The organism is Bacillus cereus group sp. BfR-BA-01524 (assembly GCF_022662595.1).
In the GTDB taxonomy this organism is placed as follows: domain Bacteria; phylum Bacillota; class Bacilli; order Bacillales; family Bacillaceae_G; genus Bacillus_A; species Bacillus_A thuringiensis_S.
Genome location: NZ_JAKUDW010000030.1, coordinates 1 through 21,403, shown reverse-complemented (window position 1 = coordinate 21,403; position 21,403 = coordinate 1). Strand labels below are relative to the sequence as shown.

Here is a 21,403-nt window from a genome sequence, read left to right as displayed (position 1 = left end):
ATTTGAATCAAAATATTTTAGAATCGTATGGCTGGGATTCTTTTTTTGAGGAACAAGCTGTAGAGAACTTTGAAGTAGGGCGTATTTTACTTGAGCATAAGCATATATATCGAATTATTTGTAATGACGGTGAATATATGGCAGAACTGTCTGGAAAGTTTCGGCATGAAGCAGTAACGAAGGGAGATTATCCAGCTGTTGGTGATTGGGTGTATATAAAGAAAATAGAGAATGAAAAGAAAGCTATCATTCATCGTATTTTTCCGAGAAGAAGCTCTTTTTCTAGACAAGAGGCTGGTACTCGAACAGAAGAACAAGTAATAGCAGCAAATGTAGATTATTTATTTTTAGTAAATGCACTTAATCATGATTTTAATGTTAGAAGGATGGAACGTTATTTATTATTAGCGTATGAAAGTGGCGCTATGCCAGTTATTGTTTTAACAAAGAGTAGTATATGTAATGATGTAGAACAGAAAATTGTAGAAACGGAAGCTATAGCAATTGGTGTTCCTATTTTCGTTGTTGATAGTTTAGAGCATACAGGTATTGATTCGTTGAAACAATTCGTTTCTTCAGGGAAAACAATTGCTTTAGTTGGGTCATCAGGGGTAGGAAAGTCAACTTTGTTAAATGCGCTAATAGGAATTGAGGTAGCAAAAACGGGAGATATACGTGAAGAGGATAGTAGGGGGAGGCATACTACAACGCATCGAGAGTTATTTCAATTGCCAAGTGGCGCTCTCGTAATTGATACTCCCGGCATGAGAGAATTGCAACTTTGGGAAGGAAGCGAAGCGATTCAAACAACATTCTCTGATATTGAAAAACTTGCGACAACATGCCGTTTCCGTGATTGTAAGCATGAGAATGAACCAGGATGCGCGGTGCATAGTGCAATTGATAACGGACTTATTACGATAGATCGTTTGAAAAGCTATAAAAAATTACAAAGAGAACTGGCGTATTTTATGAGAAAACAAGATGCAATCCTTGCCAGAGCAGAGCGTGATAAGTGGAAAAAGCTTTCTAAACAACATAAAAAAATGTAAAAACCAAAGGGTGCCCCTTTGGTTTTTTCTATTTGTAAATTTTATAATAATATTATTTATATATATAGACAAAGGGAAATTAATTGTTTAAACTTTACAAAGTATTCATCATAATAGGTTATGAAAATAATAATTAGGGATTGGGAAATATTCATAATTAACTCAATTTAACTTTTAAATTTGAAAATTAGGAGGTTCATAATGGGTAAACTATTAAATTTGTTTCGTGATATGAAAGTAGCAAAAAAGCTATTAATTTCATTCTTTGTAATTTTAATTGCGGCTGTATCTATTATCGGAGGCATGTCTTATCAAACAGCCAAAAAGAATTTTGAATCGCAAATTAAGAGTAGTGCCAACGACAATATAAAAATACTGGATAATTTAATCAATCAAATGATTGATGCAAAATTTAATGATGTGAATAATTTTGCACGGGTGATTCAGGGGAATATGTATCAAGGAGATAATCAGGATGAATTAAAAAAAATGTTATCTCAATATATAAATTTAAATAAAGATATTGAACAAGTATATGTTGCCGGAAATGATAAAAAATTTGTACAAGAACCAAATATACAAATGGCAGCAGACTATGATCCAACAGAGCGTTCTTGGTATAAAGATGCGGTTGCAAAACAAGGTGGTATTGTTGTTACTGAGCCATATAAGGCAAAAGGAAATGGACATATTGTCGTAACAATCGCAAAACAAACAGAAGATAAAAATGGGGTTGTTGCGCTAGATTTAAGTTTAGATAATTTATTAAAAACATCAAAGTTAATTAATATTGGTAAAAAAGGATATGCCTTCATTTTAGATGGAAAGCAAAAAATAATTGCTCATCCACAAGAAAAATCAGGGGAAAAAGCGGCTGATTCTTGGGCAAAGAAAATTTATGAAGATAATCACGGTGCTTTTTCATATTCTTATGGCGGTAGTGAAAAGAATATGGTATTTGCTACAAATGTAAAAACAGGTTGGAAAATTGGTGGGACTATGTACTCAAGTGAAGTAATTGAAGCTGCTCAACCTGTATTTTATAATATGTTAATTGTTATGCTTATCTCATTAGTAATAGGTGGAGCACTTATTTATTTTGTAACACTTTCAATTACGAAGCCTTTAAAGAGATTAGTTGTTACCTCTAAAGAAATAAGTGAGGGGGATTTAACGCAAACAATTGAAATTCATTCTAATGATGAAATCGGCCAACTTGCTAAAGGCTTTAATGAGATGACGAATTCGTTACGGACGTTAATCGGAAGAATTAACGATTCAGCTGGGCATGTTGCAGCGGCATCAGAAGAGCTAACTGCAAGTGTAAGGCAAGCAAGTGAAGCGACTGAGCAAATCACAATCGCAATGGATGAAATATCAAGTGGGGCAACGACGCAAACAACAAGCGTAGAAAATGGCGCTATGTTACTGTTTGATGTAACGGAAGGAATTCAACATGTAGCAAATAGTTCATCATCTATTAATACGGCTTCTGCACATACTCGTGAAAAAGCAGAAGATGGTGGGAAACTAGTAGGAAGAACAGTAAACCAGATGCAGTCTATTGCAGAATCTGTGTCACAATCAGATGCAGTTATACAATTACTAAATAATAAATCAAAACAAATTGGTGATATTTTAGAAGTAATTCAAAATATTGCAGATCAAACAAACCTTCTAGCTCTAAATGCGGCGATTGAAGCCGCAAGAGCCGGTGAGCATGGAAGAGGTTTCGCAATTGTTGCAGATGAAGTGCGTAAATTGGCAGAGCAGTCTAGCGTATCTTCTAGTGAAATTAGTAAATTAATATGTGAAATACAAGATGATATGGGTAAGACAGTCAAATCTATGAATCATGTAAATGAGGAAGTTCAATCTGGACTTGTTATCGCAAATGAAACGAAGCAAAACTTTGCTGAAATTTTACAATCTACAAATGAAATAGCTAATCAAATTAAGACGATGGTTGAAACGGCTAATGGAATGTCAAAAGGGGCAAATGAAGTATCTATCTCGGTAGGACAAATTGCAATGACAGCGCAAAATAATGCGACAAGCACACAAAATGTTGCGGCTTCAGCTGAAGAACAGCTAGCTTCGATGGAGGAAATTGGATCCGCAGCGGGCACGTTATCTCAAATGGCTGAAGAGTTACAAGGACTAATTGACAGATTTAAAGTTTAATAGAGAACAGACTATCCCCTAGTAGCATTATGCCACTAGAGGGTAGTCTGTTTTATTGTGTAAAATCAAATAGGGATGTAGACTTCCTTTATGACGTTTAAAATGGCATTTTGCATAATGTTTGTCGAAAAATAGAGGTATTTGTTAGCTTTGTGTATAATTATTAACGTATAGAATACAAATAAAAGGAGAGTATTATGGGAGTGTATTGGGGGACAAAAAGACATTCTTGGCTTAGTTACGTCTCATTTTGGCTAAGTATTTCATTTTTTATTGTTTTTCTAATTGAAGTGTTTATATTAAAAACACTTTCGAATAGCTCGGTACAAATTGTTAAATATTTTTATTTTATACTTGTACCAGTAAATATTTTTCTTAGTTTAAAGTTACTATTTAAGAAGAATGAAAAGAAAGCGTTACCTATTTTTAGTTTCATTGTCTCATTATTATTTGCAATTTTAATAATCGTATTAGTTTTAGCAGCTATAGGGAAGTTCTTTTAAGGGGAGTGGTATAAGTCACGCTCCTTTTTTATTTATATATAAGTGTGAATGCTGTGAGCTAATAAAAGAAGAGAGTAGACAATATTTGTATGGATTAAAGTCTGATGTTATTTGAACTTGTAAGAGTGTATGGAGTAATGAGGTAATATACATAATAATGGAGATAGAGTTAGTTATTTTATAAGTATTTATAAAGCAAATGAATACGGTAAGAACGGTGATATATGGTACAATAGCTATGGATAGTGATAGAGATAAAGGGTATATAAAATACTCATCGTTTTTTAGTAAGAGAGGGGTTATCTTATGCTATACGAGGATTTGGAGACATTATTTCAAACAGCTCCGAAAGAAGATAGAGGCGGATGGAAATATATAATCCAAGAACAAAATGATACATATAAAATTGTTGATGAAATACTGAAAAATCAAATGAGTGTCGAATTGTATTTTAATGAATACGATGAGGTGAAAATCACTTTATATAAAGATGGAATTCCCATTACGACTATACAAAGAATTGTGATTTCAAAAGTTGAATTAGACGAAGATGAAGAAGGTATTCAATTTGTTTTAGAGCGCATGCCTAGTCGAATGATTCGGTTGCAATTAAAGCCATATTTAGCATTAGAAATGGGGCCGTACTGGGAAGTATGTGATGATTGTGAATGAACATAAAAAAGCATCCAATAACATGGATGCTTTTTTATGTTTTTTGAAGTTGTTTAAACGCAATGATTGGAAGTATAACAATACTTACCCATCCGATGATAGGATATAGAATGTGAAGTAAGTCACTGTAACCGATGTAACTAAAGCAATAACTAATTAGTAAAATGAAGAAAATAATATTGTTATTTTTCCACCCGGTAATAGATTGCATCTGTTTTGTCATTCCGAACACATTACCAACTAAAGTTGTGAAAACTTCACCGAAAATAATGAGAACGAAGAAGAAGTGAAAAGTTGCATTAAATCTTCTTATGACTTCAGCCATTGGGATGTTATATTGATAAAATTGATCGACTGATAAGATTGCTAAATGGCTGCATAATAAAATTAAAGAAAGTCCAGCACCACCTAAAATCCCACCCCAAAAAATGGCTTTTCGATCCTTTACTTCACTGGCTAATGGGACGAGAACACTTTGGGCGAGAGAAAGATTTAAGGCGACATATGTAATAGGGCTAGTAATCCATTTCATATTCCAACTCTCTGCAGGAATAGTGTTATTAATGGAAGGTGTACCGTGAAAAAAGGTTGTAATAGCAAGTCCGATAATAAAAATCATCATAATAGGTACGACAAGTGTATTTACTTCAAAAACACCTTGTAATCCGCGGCTACTTATAATGAGACAAGCGATAACTGTAATGAGAATACCGAGTTGTCTTGGTAAGCGAAGTTGCTCTTCAAATACTGCACCAGCCCCTGATAACATAACGCTCGTTACGCCGAATAAAACGAGTAATAATAATGTGTTTACAACATTCCCAAATACATCCCCAAATAAATATTTGTTAAATTCTTGCGCTGAAAATGCCCCGATTTGTGTTGAAAGTAACATCATCTTTGTGCCGAGCCAAATAAAAAAAAATCCACTTACACATATGCCAATTGTCCCGTATAATCCATTCACTGTGAAAAATTCAACAATTTCTCGTCCAGTAGCAAATCCAGCTCCAACGACAGTTCCGATATAAGTAGCAGCTACTTTCTTTGCTACTTGCCATTGTTGATTGTCCATGTTATCCCTCTTTCTACTATGATGAGCTTGATGTACTATTATGCATATGTATGAGCTTGGACAATTAGACGTATGAAGTGTTTGAAAAAATACATGAATTAAATGATATTAGGGAAGTATTAAAGGTGTTAAAACTTTGTTACATATAAGCTGATTGTTCGAAAGGAAAGGGAATGTATGGTAAAATGTAATTAGGTTATTAAAAGATAAACATTACAAAATGATAAGAGGAGTGGATTGTATGAGTACGAAAACAAATGTTGTTGAAGTATTAAACAAGCAGGTAGCAAACTGGAATGTGTTATATGTGAAACTACATAATTATCACTGGTATGTGACAGGGCCACACTTCTTTACATTACATGAGAAATTTGAAGAGTTTTATAATGAAGCTGGAACGTATATTGATGAGTTAGCAGAACGTATTTTAGCTTTAGAAGGTAAACCGTTAGCGACAATGAAAGAATATCTTGCAACATCTAGTGTCAGCGAAGGGACAAGCAAAGAATCTGCAGAAGAAATGGTGCAAACATTAGTGAATGATTATTCTGCACTTATTCAAGAATTAAAAGAAGGTATGGAAGTTGCGGGTGAAGCTGGCGATGAAACATCAGCTGACATGCTGTTAGCAATTCATACAACATTAGAACAACATGTATGGATGCTAAGTGCATTCTTAAAATAACGATAAAAAATATAAAACCTATTGAAAAATTATTTCAATGGGTTTTTTATGATTTTTCAGTTTTCTTTTATGCTATAATATAGTAAAAAGGAGGCGATGCGATGTTTCGCTTTTTCAGAACTGGAAAAGAAGAGCGGGAAATTACGAAAGATGAATTAGAACAAGCGATGGCTCAGTTTTTAGAAACGAATGCTAATATCGTTTATACAGTATTAGTAAATGAAGATTATACAGTAAATTATGATTTGTTAAAACCATATTTACCTGCATTTCCAACAAATGATTTTCTCATAACGAAGGAAACGCTTGAGGTATTTGAACATACAGCAGAAAATTTAAACCTAGTGAAAGAAATTGATGTCGTACAAAAGGCAGTAGATCAATACGTAACAGAAAAAGAAATGTTCCCAATTGTTGAAGGTAGCGAAGATCGCCTCATATGCGGAATGAAACTAGGACCTTACTTAAATCGTAGCTTAAAAAGAGACTTATATATTTCAGAAAAACATTATTTAGTTTCAAGTAAACCAGATAGAAAAAAACAAAAGAGCGGGTAGACGTAATGAAAACAACAATACATATATTGTTGTCTTTTTTTGTTTGTTAAAATATCGATTTTTCAGTTTATTCTTATTTATACTAAATATATTGGAAAGGGAAGAGTAACTATTAAGCAACATTCTGAGAATAAGGTATTGTTAGCGTGGGCTATACAAAATGATATAAAGATTTGAAAAATAAATATTATAATAGGTTTCGGGGGAATTGGTATATGAAAAATAGTATGACTTACATTCAATTATTAAATGAAACGTTACGCTGTTATGCAAATAAAGGAAGTTTTGAAGCGTACAATTATATAATGGAAAATGCTACAGGTGTAATAGGGAATGAGGCGCAAATATATAATTTTAAGTATGCGCTCGCAAGTGCATCGGGACTTGAAAAAGAAGCATTACATTTAATGAGAGAGGCCATTATAGAAAAGGGGTTCTGGTATGGAAATGAGTATTTAATTTCGGACGATGATTTAAAATCACTACATAAATTTGAAGAATTTCATACAATGGTTCAATTATGTAAAGAAAGAGAAGAATTAGCACATAAATCGGAAAGACCAGACGTGAAATATATATACAGCAAGAAAGAGGGAAATCTACTACTTACATTACACGGTGACCAAGAAAATATTCAAATAGTAGAGCCATATTGGAAATCAGTTTTGACACAAGATTACACGTTAGCTTTACCACAGTCTTCACAAATTCAGTTTTCAGATGGATTTGTTTGGGATAATCTTGAGAGAGGGAAAGGGGAATTAAAAGAGCATTACAATAAGTTTATAGAAAATCATACAGTAGAAAATGTAATCATTGGTGGTTTTTCTGCAGGGACAAGAGTAGCTTTATATACGATTTTACAAAAAGATATAGATGTGGATGGTTTTATTTTTATGGCACCATGGCTTCCTGAGATTGAAGAATGGGATGAGTTGCTAAGAGTGCTGCAGGATAAACATATAAAAGGATATATAGTATGCGGGGATCAAGATGAAGATTGTTTCGAGTCCACGCAGCAATTTGTACGATTATTAAGAGATAAGAATATAAAACATAAGTATAAAGTTGTGCCTAACTTAGATCATGATTATCCTATTAACTTTGATGAACTATTAAAAGAAGCTATTGAATATATAGGAAATAAAAACAATAAGTAGTAAGAAAAAGAGATGCATCGTATGTGATGCATCTCTTTTTAGAGTTATAAATTAAAAGCATTTGCTAGTAGGCGATAAGACTTTAATTTATGTTCAAATTGATGGGTAATCGTGACAATCATAAATTCGTCAGTATTGTATGCTTTGCTTAAATTTATTATTTTTTCTTTTACAGAAGACGGATCACCAACAATCATACGTTGACGATTTTCTTTTATACGGAATAAATCATAAGCACTGTATGAATAATTTTGAGCAGTTTCGATAGAAGGTGTACCAGTAGTTCGTTTTCCTTGCTCTAATAATAAGATTGATAAATCCAAACTAGAAGCAATTTTTTCCGCTTCTTCATTTGTTTCTCCGCATATAACAAAAATAGAAACGATTGACTTTGGTTTATCTCCTAAAAATGAAGGCTGATATTGTTCTTGGTAAGCCCTCATAACTTCAGGGCCTCCGAAGCCATTAATAAATTGTGCAAATGCGAAAGAAGCTCCGTTGTTTGCAGCAATTTTAGCGCTCTCTCCGCTAGAACCGAGCATCCACATTTCAGGAGATGTTGGGATAACTGGAGTGGCTTTTAAGTTTGCATAGTGATGGTTTTCTGGTACTTGATCATGTATGTACATTGCAACGTCTGCAATTTGTTCTGGATATTGATCAAGTGAGACCATTTTCCCTTCTTGAAGTGCGCGAGTTGCTATTGGCATACCACCAGGAGCTCTACCAACACCGAGATCGATTCGATTTGGATACAGTGCTTCTAAAACGCGGAAATTCTCAGCGACTTTATATGGGCTATAATGCGGTAACATAACACCACCTGAACCGACTCTAATACGGTCCGTTTTCGCGGCAATATGAGAAATAAGTATTTCTGGACTTGAACCAGCTAAGCTTACGGAATTATGATGTTCGGATACCCAAAAACGTGTGAATCCGAGTTTTTCAACTTCTTGTGCAAGCGTAACTGTATGTGAAAAAGCTTGGGCTGCTGTGCTACCATCTGAAATAGGTGATTGGTCTAATACACTTAACTTGATCATAGAATATACCTCTCAATCTTAATGTACATCCTATTATATATTTACTTATGAAAAATGCGTAGTGAAATGCTCAAAATGAAAAGCGGATAATTCTATTTCCGTTTTTAACGAGAAAATCCGCGTTCATAATGATTCATTTCGACCAGATTTAAAATATATTCATAGTTGTCAATTTCACATTTTAGCTGTTCACGTTCTTTTTCAGATAGTGTCATATTGCTAAGTTTTTTACATAAGTTTTGTTTCTTTAATTCTAAATGCTTTTTTGTAGCGTGGTAATCATAAGTATGTTTCATTTTTTAGTCACTCCTTCGTTGCGGTTGTTATATTATACGAGGCATAAAGAAATATGAAATCTGTCTCTTATGTACTTTTAGTGAATATTCAAATTGCAATAGTGTTATGTTTATGGGGATCTATGAATAAAATGCACTAAACCACTAACGTCTATTTGATGAAGTAAGGGGTGGAATTGTGCAGAAAGATATAATGTATAACACTGAAATGGATGAAGCGTTAAAAGTTATAGATAAAGGATTGAGGAAGACGATAAGTCCAAAACAAATTATTGTAGTGGGAGCTGGTATGGCTGGATTAGTTTCAGCATCTTTATTAAAGGCTGCAGGACATGATGTGAAAATTTTTGAAGCAAACAACCGGGTAGGTGGCCGTATAGAGACAGTTAGAATGGAAGATACCGGATTATATTTAGATGTCGGAGCAATGAGAATTCCGTATACACATACATTAACGATGGCATATATAAGAAAGTTTGGGCTACAGGTGAGTCCTTTTATTAATAGGAATGAGACGGATATTATCTATGTAAATGGACGGAAAACGACGTTGAAACAATATGAAAAGGATCCGAGTATTTTAAGGTATCCCGTGGAAATGAACGAAGTGGGAAAAACGTCTGAAGAACTATTGTTACTAGCAGTACAGCCGATAATAAATTTTATTAAAAGAAATCCAGAGAAAAATTGGGATGTTGTAGTGAAGGATTTTGGGAGATATTCCACAGGACAATTTTTGAAGTATCATCCTTATCAGTATAATACTTACTTTTCGCCAGTAACAATTGAGATGATCGGTGTTCTATTAGATCTAGAAGGTTTTTTAGAACGGTCGTTTGTAGAGACTTTACGCTTTCTATACATTATGCAAGAGGAGAGCGGATTTTGTGAAATTGTGGGCGGGAATGATAGATTACCAAAGTCATTTTTACCGCAATTAGAAGAAAATATTATATATAATCAAAAATTAATGAAGTTACATCAACACGATAATGGTGTGACAGCTTTCTATCGGAACGAGGAAACTTTTGAATATAGTAGTATTACAGGAGATTTAGTTATTGTTACTATCCCGTTTTCGACAATGCGCTTTGTAGAAGTAGATCCGTTTGATTCTATATCTCATGAAAAATGGAAAGCAATTCGTGAATTACATTACATGCCTGCGACGAAAATAGGAATTCAATTTAAAAGCCGATTTTGGGAAGAACAAGGACAATTAGGTGGCAGAATTATAACAGATTTGCCAATTCGTTATGCCTATTATCCAAGTTATGGAATTGGAGAAAAAGGACCTGCTATGATGTTAGGTAGCTATACATGGTCTTATGACGCATTGTTATGGGATGGTTTATCAAAAGGCGATCGTATTTATTACGCCTTACACAACTTAGCAACAATATTAGGTGGTCAAGTGTATGATGAGTTCATATCTGGAATATCAAAAAGCTGGACATTGGATCCGTATGCGCTTGGAGGATTTGCGCTTTTTCAAGCAGGTCAAGAATCTGAGCTACAACCAGTGATTGTCAAACCAGAGGGGAGAATATTCTTCGCTGGAGATCATACAACGCTATATCACGGATGGATTCAAGGTGCGATTGAATCTGGAATTCGTGTAGCGATGGAAGTGAATGAGTAAAATGTGTTTAATTCAGAAAATTCTTTACTATATAACTTGAGATGGATATTATTATATATAAAAGAATTATAGGGAGTGTTTACAGTGAATCCGTTATTATTCGATTTTCCTTCTGAATTTTATACTGACAGGCTTTTTATTCGAATGCCGAAACCAGGAGATGGTAAAGTTGTATATGATGCAATTCAAGCTTCAATACAAGAACTAAAACCTTGGATGGTTTTTGCACAAAAAGAGCAAACAGAGGAAGAAATAGAAGAGAGTATTAGAAAATCGCATATTCAATTTTTACAACGTGAGGATTTAAGATTACTAGTATTTTCGAAAGAAACAGGTGAATTTATTGCTTCAGCCGGATTACATCGTATTAATTGGGATATACCTCAATTTGAAATCGGATATTGGATTGATACAAGGTTTAGCGGAAAAGGCTATATGGTAGAGGCTGCGAAAGGTATAACGGATTACGCTTTTTCTGAATTGAAAGCAAACCGTGTAGAAATTCGTTGTGATTCTTTAAATAAGAAGAGTAGAGCGATACCTGAGAAATTAGGCTTTAAGTTAGAAGGTACGTTAGAAAGTGCGAGTGTTGCGGTAGATGGAAATGGATTAAGGGATATGTGTGTATTTGCAATGACGAGAAATACATATAAAAAAGAAGAGCTGTAAAGAAACAGCTCTTCTTTTTGTGTATTATGGTACAGGATGTCCATTAGAGCTTTCGAAAATTGTAAACCATTGTTGACGATCTAAGTTAACGTTTGTAGCAAGAGCGGCCGTTTTTACGCGATCTAATTTACCAGAGCCAACGATTGGCATCATATTAGCTGGATGAGCAAGTAACCAAGCATACATAACCGTATCGATACTAGAAACACCTAGCTCAGTAGCAACTTTTTGCATAGTTTCGCGTACACGTACGGCACGTTCGGTTTGACCAGTAAAAATTTCCCCACCAGCAAGAGGTGACCAAATCATTGGATTGATTCGTTTTTCTTGGCATAAATCAATTGTCCCTTTTTCAAAATGCTCAAGCTGCAATGCAGAAACTTCAATTTGGTTCGTAATAAGCGGGAAATCTAAGTACGAACTTAACATATTAAATTGTGAAGGTAAGAAGTTAGATACACCGAAGTGACGAACTTTTCCTTCTTGTTTTAATTGTGAAAATGCCTTTGCCACTTCATTTGGATCCATAAAAGGATCGGGACGATGAATAAGTAATACGTCAATATAATCTGTATGTAAATTTTTTAGTGATGCTTCAGCACTTTGAATAATGTGCTCTGCACTAGTATTGTAGTGAGCAACATATCGCTCTGGAAATTTCGGTGATGGGGGAGCGATTCCACACTTTGTAATAATTTGCATGTTGTCTCGTAAGGAAGGCTTTAATTGTAAAGCTTCTCCAAACAATCCTTCACACGTATATCCGCCGTAAATGTCAGCGTGATCAAAAGTAGTAATTCCCATATCCATACAATCTTCAATGAAAGAAAGTAATTCTTGTTTCGTCATATTCCATTCTGCTAAACGCCAAAATCCTTGAATAATACGAGAGAATTCTAGCGTTTCATTCATTTGAACTCGTTCCATTATAAGTACCCCCTTGATGAATAATTATTATTTTGAAAAGGCTTTCTTACTACGTATTATTATATAGTTTGGGGGGTGTACATACAATAAATATGTTTTGCTAAAAAAATGATTTTCTCTATATGCTATAATGTAGAAACATATAGCTATAAGGAGATGTAAGGAATGATTCCAGTAACAATATTAACTGGTTTTCTTGGATCAGGGAAAACGACTTTATTAAATCGTATTTTATCAGAAAATCACGGTAAGAAATTAGCGGTGATTGTAAATGAAATAGGGCAAATTGGCATTGATAATCAGTTGATTATGAATGTAGAAGAAGAAATTATGGAAATGACAAATGGCTGTTTATGCTGTACTGTACGTGAAGATTTACTTGTTGCTTTAAAACAGTTACTGGACGTAAAAGCAGAAGGAAAAATGGATTTTGATGGTTTAGTAATTGAAACGACTGGCCTTGCAAATCCAGGGCCGATTATTCAAACATTCTTTTTAGATCCAGTCATTCAATCTGCTTACCAAATTAACGGTGTTGTAACAGTGGTAGATAGTTATCATATACATAAACATTTTGAAAAAGGATTAGAAGCAAAAGAGCAAATTGCGTTTGCTGATGTCGTTTTAGTAAATAAATTAGATTTAATTGAAGAGAGTGAGAAAGAAAATCTCTTGCATGAACTTCAAGGAATTAACCCGACTGCAAAGTTAATCGAGGCGACTAACTGTGAGGTAGATATACCATCTTTATTACAAATCCAAACGTTTAAAACGAAAGATACGTTGCAAATTTACCCTCATAAAGAACATAATCACTTAGAAGGTGTGAAATCATTTGTATTACGTGAAGAACGTCCGCTGGATTTACAAAAGCTTAATGAGTGGATGTCAGCTGTCGTTCAAGAGCTAGGAGAATATTTATATCGTTACAAAGGAATTTTATCGATAGACGGAGTAGATAAACGTATCGTTTTCCAAGGTGTACATACGTTATTTGCCGCTTCGTACGATAGAGAGTGGCAAGAGGGCGAAAAGCGTATAAGTGAAGTAGTTTTCATCGGAAGAGATATTAATAAAGAGTGGTTCCAAGAACATTTTGAAGAGTGTGTGAAATAAGTCTGCGTAAATTGCAGGCTTATTTTTTATGAGCATTCTATTAGATTACAAAACAGAATTAAATAAGGGAAAGAAACTAAAAATTGATACATGTATAATAAAAAGCCTGTTTTCACAGGCTTGTATTTTCGTCTATTAGTAACTCCATTACAACACCTACAACTGGACCTTCATCATCAATATCACCATTTAATCGGAAACCAAATGATTCATACAGTCCCATTGCAAGTTTGTTGTCTGGATGTAAACTTAAGTAAATTATTTTGCATTCAAATTTTTCTTGTAAGAATTGAATGAGTAAGCGAAGGAAACGTTTTGCGTATCCTTTCCCTTGATATTGTTGGTCAATCATAAAGCGATCGAGCCATACGCTTTTATGTTTTATTGAATACCATCCATACATTGCATAACCTACAAGTGTTTCTCCATCATATAAACCTACTGACGTTCCGTTTCCTTCATATAATGATTCTGCTAAAGAAAACGCGTTACTTTCAATAAATTGTTGCTGATCTTTTGCGACGTCTAAAGCAACTACTGAACGCCAATTTTTTGCTGTTACTTCACAAATGTGAAGATTCATAATTCCAACTCACCTTCTAAATTAATATAGCTTTAAAGCTAATATGGATAATTTTACTTGTTATTTTGGTCAAGTCAAGGATAAATACATAAAAAGGCAGCTGAATACTAGATTCAGCTGCCTAGAAAATATAATGGATTAGTTTGTTGCTTCTTTCAATGTGTTTACGTTTTCTTCCATTAAAGTGAAGTAATCTTTATTATTTTTTGCATCATCTTCAGAAACAGTAGCTAAGTGATTTAAGCGTAAAACTTTTGTACCAGTTTCTTTTTGAATAACAGATGCTACTTTTGGAGTAGAGAAAGTTTCGAATAAAATATATTTTAGATTATGTTCTTTTACTGTTTTTGTAATATCAGCAAGCTGTTTTTGAGATGGTTCATCAGAAGCTGAAATTCCAGCGATAGGAATTTGTTTTAGGCCGTATCGTTGTTCCCAGTAACCATAGGCAGCATGAGAAACTAAAATTTCTTTCGTTTTTGCGTTCGCTACAGCTGCCTTAAATTGATCGTCTAAATCAGTAAATTTAGTTTGAAGTGCTGCGAAGTTTTTTTCGAATTCTTGTTTATGTTCAGGTTGTAATTCTACAAGTGCATTTTTAATTTTTTCTGCCTGTTTCATTGCTAGAGTAGGGTCTAACCAAATATGCGGGTCTTTATCGTGATGGTGTTCATCTTCTTTATGGCCATCTCCATGATCATGATGCTCTTCTTCAGTAGAAGCACGAAGCTCAATACCTTTAGATGCATTTACAATTTTAACATTTTCTTTTTGTAATGTTTTTTCCATTTTTTCAGCAAATGGTTCTAATTCAGCGCCGTTATAAACGAATAAATCGGCTTTTGCAACTTGTACTGTTTGTTTTTGACTTGGTTCAAATGTATGTGAATCTGCACCAGGTGGGTAAATTGCTTCAACATTTACATAGTCGCCACCGATTTTCTTTGCGAAATCAGCAAGTGGGAAAATTGTTGTATAAACTGTTAGCTTTCCATCTTTCTTGGCATTACTTTCTTTTTTATTTGAGCAGCCAGCGAAAATTAAGGTAAAAATAAGTAAGAATGAAAATATAGTCAATCTTTTAGGCATGAAGTTCTCCTCTTTTCTTTTTTACGGATATATTTTCCCCAATTATAGAAGAAAAATATCATTTTAATACAAAACGGAATAATTACGTTTTAGTTTGCGAACTTAGTATAATACATCTTTAATAAAGTTGCAATAAATAATAATCATTCCGATTTGTTTTTGTTATAAAGTTGTCAAATATAAGTGTATTATTTTTGCAAATGCATGCATATGTGACAACGCTGTTTTCATATATTGAAAAGGAGGTTAAAGAGGGGGATGAGCGCTTGGGTTACTTAATGGAAGCTATTTTATTAATATTAGCGGTAGTATTGCCATTATCTTTCGTATTAATTTTTTTAAGAAGATTAATAAGTAATTTAGGGGACGCTACAACAATAACGAAATTACAAGAGAGAGATGAGAAAAAAGAGTGAGTAAAACACTATGCGTACGCATAGTGTTTTACTTGTGGTAAAATAAGAGCAGGAAACTCCTAAAGGTTGTATTTTACTGAAGGAGAGAAAAGTAAAATAAGAGGTATATGCATATATGAATAAGCGAACAGCGTTAATACTTGGTGCAAGTGGTTTAGTTGGACAAGAGATAACGCGTCTATTACTTGAATCAGATTACTACGATTCGGTTACTATTTTTGTAAGAGAGCCAATGCAATTGCAACATGAGAAGTTACAGCAGAAACAAGTTGATTTTTCGGTATTAGAGGAATATAAAGAGTTCTTTGCTGTGGATGATGTTTTTAGTTGCTTAGGAACAACAATAAAAAAAGCAAAAACAAAAGCAAATTTTAAAAAAGTAGATTATGAATATACGTTACGAGCTGCTTGTTTAGCTGAAAAACAAGGGGTGCAAAATTTCCTTGTTGTGTCTTCTATGGGAGCGAATCCTAAATCATTTTTCTTTTATTCACAAGTGAAAGGAAAAATGGAAGAAGAATTGCAAAAGTTAGTGATCGGTGGTATTCACATTTTTAGACCATCATTATTAGTAGGAAACCGACAAGAATTTCGTTTCGGCGAACGAATGGCTGAAAAGTTATCTCGTATTATTCCTTTTATTTTTAAAGGGGCTTTCAAAAAGTATAAACCAATTTCAGCTAAAGATGTGGCGAAAGGGATGTATATAACCGCGCTGCGAGAAGAATCGGGTATCCATACTTATAATTCAAATGAAATTACAACGATAGAATAAATAAAACCGAGAAGAATGACTTCTCGGTTTTATTTATTCGTATGCATTTTTCCTGGTGCTCGCTTATATTGGTGAGGTTCTTGCAATTCAAAGCCAAGTTCATTGGCCGCTATTCTTGGGAAGTACGGATTGCGAAGTAATTCACGTCCGATGAAAATTAAATCTGCTTCGTTATTATTTAAAATTTGCTCTGCTTGTGACCCAGTCGTAATCAATCCGACTGCACCAGTTGCAATCTTAGTATGCTCTTTAATATGTTTGGCGTATTGTACTTGGTAACCAGGATACACATCAATATGTGCTGGTACAACTGCACCAGAACTACAATCGATTAAATCTATTCCCTGTTCTTTCATCCACTTTGTATACTGAACATAATCTTGAACTGTAAGCCCGTCAGGATGATAATCATTTGCTGAAATACGAACGAATATTGGTCCGTCCCAAACTTCATTTACAGAGTCGATGATTTCGCGTAAGAAACGATATCGGTTTTCAGGTGAGCCGCCGTATTCATCCGTTCGTTTATTAGTAAGTGGTGATAGGAATTCATTAATAAGGTAACCGTGAGCACCATGTAGTTCGATAACATCAAATCCGGCTTGTTTTGAACGTAACGCGGCCTTCTGAAAAGCTAATATAGTCTCTTTGATTTGCTGTATATTCATTTCTACTGGTATTTTCATCGTATCATTAAAAGGAATTGCAGAAGGAGCGAAAGCATTCGTATCTAATTCAGCTTTTCTTCCGGCGTGAGCGAGTTGAATGGCAACTTTCGCACCGTTATCATGTATAAAAGTAGTCGTTTTATGTAAGCCTTCAATTAGGTTGTCATCCCAAATGCCTAAGTCTTTGTTAGAAATTCGTCCTTCAGCTAACACCGCAGTTGCTTCAACCATAACTAAACCTACTTGGCCAGCAGCGCGAGTTCCATAATGAATGAGATGAAAATTCGTAACGCTACCATCCTCATTCCCCGATGAATACATACACATAGGTGACATAACGATACGATTTTTTAGTGTAACGTTCTTAATTGTATAAGGTGAAAAAAGCTTGGAATTCATCAAATAGCCTCCTTGATTGAATTTTCTTATATTTTACCATTCTCTTTTTTGTTTCTCTAATAAAACGCTTATACGAAAAATTTTGTTTATTCGTGTTACAATGACTAATATGAACCGAATTGGAGGATGACATATGTACCAGGCTTATTATGAAAGCGAAGTAGGTTTGCTTGAAATTACAGCGAATCAAGAAGGAATTACGTCTGTTATATTTGTTGATGAACGACAAGAAGAAAATAAAAATGAAATGATAGAACAATGTATAAATGAGTTAGATGAATATTTTAAAGGGAAAAGAAAAGAGTTTACGGTTTCGCTGTCTGCTGAGGGGACAGCATTTCAAAAAAATGTATGGGATGCACTTTATACTATTCCATACGGCGTAAGTGCTTCATATTTGGATATTGCAGAGAAGGTTGGAAATACAAAAGCTGTACGGGCAATAGGAGGGGCAAATAGTCGGAATCCAATTTCAATAATCGTTCCATGTCATCGTGTAATAGGAAAGAGTGGAAAGCTTGTTGGATATGCCGGTGGTTTATGGAGGAAAGAGTGGTTATTAAAACACGAAGGTATTTTGAAATGACGAATGGATGGGAAGAGGGATTGTTTTGAAATGTATAAATTGTGGGCAACCTTGCGAGGAGGAACAGTTAAATTGTGCAAGTTGTCAGCGAAACTTGGATAATGAACAAGATGAAGGTAGCTCGTTAATAGATAAAGAACTAGAAGTATATGTAGGGAGACAATATCCGTATTACAAAAGGAAATGGGAGCTTGAGAATAAGCGGATTGCTAGGTGGAGCTGGAATGGTTGGGCTACTATTTTCAATATAGGCTGGCTAGGATATCGTAAGTATTATGTACCAGCTGCTTTATTTATGTTGTTATTAATAGCGTGTGATGCATTTTCGTATTATATGGGATTTAATGTAGCATTGCCAATCGTTAATATGGTGCCTCTTACGTTTTTATTACTCATTTTTATTCTGTTTGGAATGGGGATTTTTTCAAATGGATTATACTATCAATTTGCGGAAAGACGTATATACCGAATAAAAGCAAGAGAAATAAAAGATAAATCAGTTGAAAACTATCTCATTCATGATAGTGGCGGAACGAGCAAAATGGGAGCGACAATTGTTACTATTTTAGCAGTTGCTAGCATATTTTTTAGTCATTTCTTTTTTCCGACTGATCGAGACGTTATTCAAAAGGTTCGTACAAGCTCGCTTTATGAATATCCTTTCTTTTCAATAGGTGAATCTTTCGAAAATTATTTTCAAAATTCAGGTTGGATATATTATCGTGGAACGGAAGGGTTAGAATTAGTAGAATTCCAAGGATATAACGCCGAGGTGCCAGGGCAAAAGGTGGCGATTCAATTTGTTGTCGATTATAAATTGGGTGAAGTGGAACCATACTCACTTACGGTTAATGGTGAATCTAAAACTGAAGAAGAGTTTTTGAAGATGATGGACGAAATATTTAAGGTTCAAAATCCATTTGATATAGAGGATGGATTACAAGTAAATGCTATTCAAAAAAGCGGTTGGAAGGAAATTTCTAACCGCTTTTTTTATGTTTGTCAAAATAAATATTTAAAATAATCAGAATCTTTTGTATAATAAAATATATTATATAGGATTTAACTTATACATATAGATTGGGGGAAGGAAGAATGAAGAGAAAGACAACAACAATTGCTGCACTTGCATTAACGACGAGTGTATTGGTTGCAGGATGTGGGAATGGTGAGAAGGCTTCGACAACGAAGAAAGAATCGAATAAGGGAATGGCAGATAAACAAGTTTTAAATTTACTAGAAACAGCTGAAATTCCTTCAATGGATACATCTAAATCAACGGATTCTGTATCTTTCCGTGTATTTGTAAATGCAATGGAAGGTTTATATCGTCTAGATAAAGATAATAAACCAACACCAGGCATGGCAAAAGATGTGAAGATTAGTGAAGATAAAAAGACATATACATTTGAATTGCGTGATGCGAAATGGTCAAATGGTGATCCAGTTCGAGCACAAGATTTTGTATATGCATGGCAACGTACATTAGATAAAGCAACAGCGGCAGAATATGCATTCATTTTATTTGATGTGAAAAATGCACAGAAAGTAAATAAAGGAGAATTACCATCAGATCAATTGGGTGTTAAAGCGAAGGATGATAAAACGTTGGTAGTAGAATTAGAGCAACCAGCACCTTATTTTCTTGAGCTTACATCATTCCCTACATTTTTCCCATTAAATGAAAAATATGTGAAAGAGCAAGGAGATAAATACGGATTAGAAGCAGATAAATTAGTATATAATGGGCCATTTACAATGAGTCAATGGAAACATGAACAAAATTATCAATTGAAGAAAAACCCTAATTATTGGGATAAAGATACTGTAAAGTTAGACGAAATTAATGTAAGTATTGTGAAGGAAACAAGCACGGGAGTAAATTTATATGATAGTGATCAAGCAGATCGAGTTATTTTAACTTCTGAATTTGTTGATAAATATAAAAAGAATAAGCCAGATGAATTTAAAACGAAGTTAGATCCACGTATGTATTTCTTGCGTTTTAACCAAAAAAATGCAACATTTAAAAACCAAAAAGTACGTGAAGCAATTGATCTAGCATATGATAAAAAAGGAATTGCTGATGTTATTTTAAATGATGGTTCATTGCCAGCATATTTCTTAGTACCTGAAAAATTCACGACAGGTCCGGATGGAAAAGATTTCCGTACTGTAAATAAAAATTTCCGTGATAGTAAAGATAATGCAGAGAAAGCAAAAAAATTATGGGAAGAAGCTAAGAAAGAGCTTGGTCAAGATACAATTACGGTTGAATTACTAAACGATGATAACGGTAGCCGTAAAAAAGTGGGCGACTTTATTAAGGAAGAACTAGAGAAAAACTTGCCTGGTATTAAAGTGAATTTGAAACAGCAACCATATAAGCAGAAGCTAGATTTAGAAAAGAAATTCCAATATGAATTCTCATTATCTGCATGGAGCCCTGATTATCCGGATCCAATGACTTATATTGATATGTTTGTTACTGGAAGCTCATTTAATGAAATGGATTATTCTAATCCGAAGTATGATGATTTAGTAGCGAAATCAAAAGGAGAGCTATTAAAAGATGATAAAGCACGCTGGAATGCACTTGCGGAAGCTGAAAAAATCTTAATTGGTCAAGACGCAGCAATTTCTCCTACGTACCAACAAAGTACAGCTTATTTAGAGAAGCCATTTGTAAAAGGTATTGCTAATCATACGTTTGGTGGGGACTTCAGTTATAAATGGGCATATATTACAAAAAAATAGTATAATAAAAGATGAGTGAATTTTCGCTCATCTTTTATTTGTATAAGGAGGAATTATAGTTGTTAAGGGGAATCAATCATATTTGTTTTTCGGTATCTAATTTAGAAAACTCTATTATGTTTTATGAAAAAGTATTAGAAGGAGAATTATTAGTTAAAGGAAGCAAGTTAGCTTATTTTAACATATGTGGAGTATGGATAGCGCTTAATGAAGAGGCGCATATTCCGAGAAATGAGATTCATCAATCCTATACGCACATAGCATTTTCTATTGAACGAGAAGACTTTGAATGTTTAATACAGCGATTAGAAGAAAATGATGTTCATATTTTACAAGGAAGAGAACGTGATATCAGAGATTGTGAATCTATATACTTTGTTGATCCTGACGGTCATAAATTTGAGTTTCACTCAGGGACACTGCAAGACCGTTTAAATTATTATAGAGATGAGAAACCTCATATGACATTTTATTCCGCATTAACGGGCAGTAAGCCCCCGATTGGTGAGGGCTAATAATCAGTGGGGGATGAACAACCCCCCCCCC

23 protein-coding genes and 1 pseudogene are annotated in these 21,403 nt (G+C 34.1%); 17 read left to right on the top strand and 7 right to left on the bottom strand.

Annotation, left to right across the window (positions count from 1 at the left end; all coding sequences use genetic code 11):
* Window positions 1-2 precede the first annotated feature (2 nt).
* The 5 genes and pseudogenes from rsgA to MR170_RS13005 all read left to right on the top strand — a co-directional run bounded on the left by rsgA (window position 3) and on the right by MR170_RS13005 (window position 4,411).
* Window positions 3-1,052: a ribosome small subunit-dependent GTPase A gene (gene rsgA / locus MR170_RS13020; protein ID WP_043935047.1), complete on the top strand. Its 1,050-nt coding sequence runs from the start codon at window positions 3-5 to the stop codon at window positions 1,050-1,052.
* Window positions 1,053-1,253: 201 nt separating this feature from the next.
* Window positions 1,254-2,294, top strand: a pseudogene (locus tag MR170_RS32710) (HAMP domain-containing protein); the annotation flags it as partial.
* Window positions 2,289-3,236 carry a methyl-accepting chemotaxis protein gene (locus MR170_RS32705; RefSeq protein ID WP_406566133.1) on the top strand — a complete coding sequence of 316 codons (948 nt, stop codon included), beginning with the start codon at window positions 2,289-2,291 and terminating at the stop codon, window positions 3,234-3,236. The pseudogene MR170_RS32710 and the gene MR170_RS32705, both read left to right, overlap by 6 nt.
* Window positions 3,237-3,433: 197 nt before the next feature.
* Complete coding sequence (locus MR170_RS13010; protein ID WP_000539571.1) at window positions 3,434-3,739, top strand: hypothetical protein; 306 nt, start codon at window positions 3,434-3,436, stop codon at window positions 3,737-3,739.
* A gap of 306 nt (window positions 3,740-4,045) precedes the next feature.
* Window positions 4,046-4,411, top strand: a complete 366-nt coding sequence (locus MR170_RS13005) for a DUF3979 family protein (protein ID WP_000965063.1) — start codon at window positions 4,046-4,048, stop codon at window positions 4,409-4,411.
* Between the two features lie 34 nt (window positions 4,412-4,445).
* Here the strand turns inward: MR170_RS13005 and MR170_RS13000 are convergent, their stop codons facing one another.
* Window positions 4,446-5,486 carry a YkvI family membrane protein gene (locus MR170_RS13000; RefSeq protein WP_242308392.1) on the bottom strand — a complete coding sequence of 347 codons (1,041 nt, stop codon included), beginning with the start codon at window positions 5,484-5,486 and terminating at the stop codon, window positions 4,446-4,448.
* A 241-nt stretch (window positions 5,487-5,727) separates the two neighbouring features.
* On the opposite strand from MR170_RS13000, the gene MR170_RS12995 reads away from it, so the two are divergent.
* The 3 genes from MR170_RS12995 to MR170_RS12985 all read left to right on the top strand — a co-directional run bounded on the left by MR170_RS12995 (window position 5,728) and on the right by MR170_RS12985 (window position 7,888).
* On the top strand, window positions 5,728-6,171 hold the full coding sequence (locus MR170_RS12995) for a Dps family protein (protein ID WP_000105199.1): 444 nt from the start codon (window positions 5,728-5,730) through the stop codon (window positions 6,169-6,171).
* Between the two features lie 101 nt (window positions 6,172-6,272).
* A complete protein-coding gene (locus MR170_RS12990; protein ID WP_000488209.1) occupies window positions 6,273-6,728 on the top strand; it encodes a DUF3939 domain-containing protein in 456 nt (151 codons plus the stop codon).
* Window positions 6,729-6,943: 215 nt separating this feature from the next.
* The gene (locus MR170_RS12985; RefSeq protein WP_242308390.1) at window positions 6,944-7,888 is read left to right on the top strand and encodes an alpha/beta hydrolase; all 945 of its coding nucleotides are present in this window, start codon (window positions 6,944-6,946) and stop codon (window positions 7,886-7,888) included.
* Between the two features lie 44 nt (window positions 7,889-7,932).
* Here the strand turns inward: MR170_RS12985 and MR170_RS12980 are convergent, their stop codons facing one another.
* Together MR170_RS12980 and MR170_RS12975 are read right to left on the bottom strand one after the other, a co-directional pair.
* On the bottom strand, window positions 7,933-8,934 hold the full coding sequence (locus tag MR170_RS12980) for an LLM class flavin-dependent oxidoreductase (RefSeq protein ID WP_016081972.1): 1,002 nt from the start codon (window positions 8,932-8,934) through the stop codon (window positions 7,933-7,935).
* 104 nt (window positions 8,935-9,038) lie between these two features.
* Window positions 9,039-9,230: a DUF3896 domain-containing protein gene (locus MR170_RS12975; protein WP_000683366.1), complete on the bottom strand. Its 192-nt coding sequence runs from the start codon at window positions 9,228-9,230 to the stop codon at window positions 9,039-9,041.
* A gap of 178 nt (window positions 9,231-9,408) precedes the next feature.
* Between MR170_RS12975 and MR170_RS12970 the strand changes: the two genes are divergently transcribed.
* Window positions 9,409-10,872: a flavin monoamine oxidase family protein gene (locus MR170_RS12970; protein ID WP_016081971.1), complete on the top strand. Its 1,464-nt coding sequence runs from the start codon at window positions 9,409-9,411 to the stop codon at window positions 10,870-10,872.
* Window positions 10,873-10,956: 84 nt separating this feature from the next.
* The gene (locus MR170_RS12965; protein WP_016081970.1) at window positions 10,957-11,541 is read left to right on the top strand and encodes a GNAT family N-acetyltransferase; all 585 of its coding nucleotides are present in this window, start codon (window positions 10,957-10,959) and stop codon (window positions 11,539-11,541) included.
* Between the two features lie 24 nt (window positions 11,542-11,565).
* On the opposite strand, the gene MR170_RS12960 is transcribed toward MR170_RS12965, so the two are convergent.
* Entirely contained in the window at window positions 11,566-12,468 is a 903-nt protein-coding gene (locus MR170_RS12960) for an aldo/keto reductase (RefSeq protein WP_242308388.1), read from the bottom strand.
* Between the two features lie 165 nt (window positions 12,469-12,633).
* On the opposite strand from MR170_RS12960, the gene MR170_RS12955 reads away from it, so the two are divergent.
* Entirely contained in the window at window positions 12,634-13,584 is a 951-nt protein-coding gene (locus MR170_RS12955) for a CobW family GTP-binding protein (RefSeq protein ID WP_242308387.1), read from the top strand.
* A gap of 112 nt (window positions 13,585-13,696) precedes the next feature.
* On the opposite strand, the gene MR170_RS12950 is transcribed toward MR170_RS12955, so the two are convergent.
* Window positions 13,697-14,167 carry a GNAT family N-acetyltransferase gene (locus MR170_RS12950; RefSeq protein ID WP_226603195.1) on the bottom strand — a complete coding sequence of 157 codons (471 nt, stop codon included), beginning with the start codon at window positions 14,165-14,167 and terminating at the stop codon, window positions 13,697-13,699.
* A 138-nt stretch (window positions 14,168-14,305) separates the two neighbouring features.
* Window positions 14,306-15,256: a metal ABC transporter substrate-binding protein gene (locus tag MR170_RS12945; RefSeq protein ID WP_048565059.1), complete on the bottom strand. Its 951-nt coding sequence runs from the start codon at window positions 15,254-15,256 to the stop codon at window positions 14,306-14,308.
* Window positions 15,257-15,522: 266 nt separating this feature from the next.
* Between MR170_RS12945 and MR170_RS12940 the strand changes: the two genes are divergently transcribed.
* Window positions 15,523-15,672, top strand: a complete 150-nt coding sequence (locus MR170_RS12940) for a hypothetical protein (protein ID WP_000540932.1) — start codon at window positions 15,523-15,525, stop codon at window positions 15,670-15,672.
* A 115-nt stretch (window positions 15,673-15,787) separates the two neighbouring features.
* A complete protein-coding gene (locus MR170_RS12935) occupies window positions 15,788-16,447 on the top strand; it encodes an oxidoreductase (RefSeq protein ID WP_001042736.1) in 660 nt (219 codons plus the stop codon).
* 29 nt (window positions 16,448-16,476) lie between these two features.
* Here MR170_RS12935 and namA read toward each other — a convergent pair whose 3' ends face one another.
* Window positions 16,477-17,514, bottom strand: coding sequence for an NADPH dehydrogenase NamA (gene namA, locus MR170_RS12930; protein WP_048565058.1), 1,038 nt, complete (start codon window positions 17,512-17,514; stop codon window positions 16,477-16,479).
* A 133-nt stretch (window positions 17,515-17,647) separates the two neighbouring features.
* Here namA and MR170_RS12925 point away from each other — a divergent pair, with 133 nt between their 5' ends.
* From MR170_RS12925 to fosB, 4 genes are all read left to right on the top strand, one after another.
* A complete protein-coding gene (locus MR170_RS12925; protein WP_016081964.1) occupies window positions 17,648-18,100 on the top strand; it encodes a methylated-DNA--[protein]-cysteine S-methyltransferase in 453 nt (150 codons plus the stop codon).
* A 25-nt stretch (window positions 18,101-18,125) separates the two neighbouring features.
* Window positions 18,126-19,124 (top strand): DUF2628 domain-containing protein, encoded by a 999-nt coding sequence (locus tag MR170_RS12920; protein WP_016081963.1) that lies wholly within the window; start codon window positions 18,126-18,128, stop codon window positions 19,122-19,124.
* Between the two features lie 71 nt (window positions 19,125-19,195).
* Entirely contained in the window at window positions 19,196-20,857 is a 1,662-nt protein-coding gene (locus MR170_RS12915; RefSeq protein ID WP_016081962.1) for a peptide ABC transporter substrate-binding protein, read from the top strand.
* 59 nt (window positions 20,858-20,916) lie between these two features.
* Window positions 20,917-21,372 (top strand): FosBx1 family fosfomycin resistance bacillithiol transferase, encoded by a 456-nt coding sequence (fosB, locus tag MR170_RS12910; RefSeq protein ID WP_016081961.1) that lies wholly within the window; start codon window positions 20,917-20,919, stop codon window positions 21,370-21,372.
* The last annotated feature ends 31 nt before the right edge of the window (window positions 21,373-21,403 follow it).

Coding starts and splice junctions, on each gene's coding strand:
- MR170_RS12985 (WP_242308390.1), top strand. CDS start 6,944: ATGAAAAATAGTATGACTTACATTCAATTATTAAATGAAACGTTACGC.
- MR170_RS12955 (WP_242308387.1), top strand. CDS start 12,634: ATGATTCCAGTAACAATATTAACTGGTTTTCTTGGATCAGGGAAAACG.
- MR170_RS12950 (WP_226603195.1), bottom strand. CDS start 14,167: ATGAATCTTCACATTTGTGAAGTAACAGCAAAAAATTGGCGTTCAGTA.
- MR170_RS12960 (WP_242308388.1), bottom strand. CDS start 12,468: ATGGAACGAGTTCAAATGAATGAAACGCTAGAATTCTCTCGTATTATT.
- MR170_RS12925 (WP_016081964.1), top strand. CDS start 17,648: ATGTACCAGGCTTATTATGAAAGCGAAGTAGGTTTGCTTGAAATTACA.
- MR170_RS12915 (WP_016081962.1), top strand. CDS start 19,196: ATGAAGAGAAAGACAACAACAATTGCTGCACTTGCATTAACGACGAGT.
- MR170_RS13010 (WP_000539571.1), top strand. CDS start 3,434: ATGGGAGTGTATTGGGGGACAAAAAGACATTCTTGGCTTAGTTACGTC.
- MR170_RS13000 (WP_242308392.1), bottom strand. CDS start 5,486: ATGGACAATCAACAATGGCAAGTAGCAAAGAAAGTAGCTGCTACTTAT.
- MR170_RS12975 (WP_000683366.1), bottom strand. CDS start 9,230: ATGAAACATACTTATGATTACCACGCTACAAAAAAGCATTTAGAATTA.
- MR170_RS12990 (WP_000488209.1), top strand. CDS start 6,273: ATGTTTCGCTTTTTCAGAACTGGAAAAGAAGAGCGGGAAATTACGAAA.
- MR170_RS12945 (WP_048565059.1), bottom strand. CDS start 15,256: ATGCCTAAAAGATTGACTATATTTTCATTCTTACTTATTTTTACCTTA.
- MR170_RS32705 (WP_406566133.1), top strand. CDS start 2,289: ATGACGAATTCGTTACGGACGTTAATCGGAAGAATTAACGATTCAGCT.
- MR170_RS12935 (WP_001042736.1), top strand. CDS start 15,788: ATGAATAAGCGAACAGCGTTAATACTTGGTGCAAGTGGTTTAGTTGGA.
- namA (WP_048565058.1), bottom strand. CDS start 17,514: ATGAATTCCAAGCTTTTTTCACCTTATACAATTAAGAACGTTACACTA.
- MR170_RS12995 (WP_000105199.1), top strand. CDS start 5,728: ATGAGTACGAAAACAAATGTTGTTGAAGTATTAAACAAGCAGGTAGCA.
- MR170_RS12980 (WP_016081972.1), bottom strand. CDS start 8,934: ATGATCAAGTTAAGTGTATTAGACCAATCACCTATTTCAGATGGTAGC.
- MR170_RS13005 (WP_000965063.1), top strand. CDS start 4,046: ATGCTATACGAGGATTTGGAGACATTATTTCAAACAGCTCCGAAAGAA.